The 1230-nt window shown below is 59.3% G+C and carries 2 rRNA genes; both read right to left on the bottom strand.

Features of this window, described 5'->3' with window-relative positions:
* A 23S ribosomal RNA gene (locus tag AC5RVV_RS17440) occupies positions 1–560 on the bottom strand; the annotation flags it as partial.
* 473 nt (positions 561–1033) lie between these two features.
* Positions 1034–1230 (bottom strand): 16S ribosomal RNA (locus tag AC5RVV_RS17435); the annotation flags it as partial.

Raw genomic sequence — 1230 nt, 5'->3', positions numbered from 1 at the left:
CTTTCCCTCACGGTACTTGTCCGCTATCGGTCATCAGGTAGTATTCAGGCTTACCAGGTGGTCCTGGCAGATTCGCACGGGATTTCTCGGGCCCCGTACTACTTGGGATACTTCCCGGGCGGCGGCACGCATTACGGTTACGGGACTGACACCCTCTTCGGTCCGGCTTTCAAACCGGTTCACCTATACGCCCGCGCTCACCCCACTGTCCCGGCAGAGACAGAATGGAAAGTCCCACAACCCCGCCCATGCAACGCCCGCCGGCTATCACACATGGAAACGGTTTAGCCATCATCCGCGTTCGCTCGCCACTACTGACGGAATCACTGTTGTTTTCTCTTCCTGTGGGTACTGAGATGTTTCACTTCCCCACGTTCCCCCCGAACGGCCTATGTGTTCAGCCGCCGGTCACCGCACATAACATGCGGCGGGGTTTCCCCATTCGGACATCCTGGGCTCACGGTCCGGTTATCGACTCCCCCAGGCTTATCGCAGATTCCCACGTCCTTCATCGGCTCCTGATGCCAAGGCATCCACCGTGTGCTCTTAAAAACTTGACCACAAAAGATCAAAAAACACATCGAGAGAACCAGGATCCGGAAAAAACCGGAACCAGGTTCATCAAAATTGCTTCTTTATAAGATGCTCGCGTCCACTATGCAGTTCTCAAACAACAACCCCGTCACCCCGGAACCGGCACACCCCGCTGCACGCGGAACACCCGGACCGGGGGCGGGAACAACAGCCGGACACCAACCGGTGCCCGCCGTCCTCCGTCACCGGAAAAACAGTCCTGTTGCCTCAGGACCCAACAGTGTGCCAAACGGAAACCCCCGCACCGGGCGCCCCTTCCGTTCCAGGCACCGCCGAAGCGGAACCGTACTGGGAAAAAACACCGGAAACCGGAAGAACCTGTCCATTGATATTCCACCCGTGAGCACCCACCGCAGAACAAACGCCTGCGCAGTGGGCATCCCCTGCGGACCCCGCCGGCCGCCGCTGTGGACGGCCCCGGATCCGAGGCGCTCCTTAGAAAGGAGGTGATCCAGCCGCACCTTCCGGTACGGCTACCTTGTTACGACTTAGTCCCAATCGCCGGTCCCACCTTCGACGGCTCCCCCCCTTACGGGTTGGGCCACCGGCTTCGGGTGTTACCAACTTTCGTGACTTGACGGGCGGTGTGTACAAGGCCCGGGAACGTATTCACCGCAGCGTTGCTGATCTGCGATT

This window comes from Arthrobacter sp. MDT2-34-1 (genome assembly GCF_059091365.1).
The sequence above is the reverse complement of the archived record's forward strand: the minus strand, read 5'-3'. Positions and strand labels throughout refer to the sequence as shown.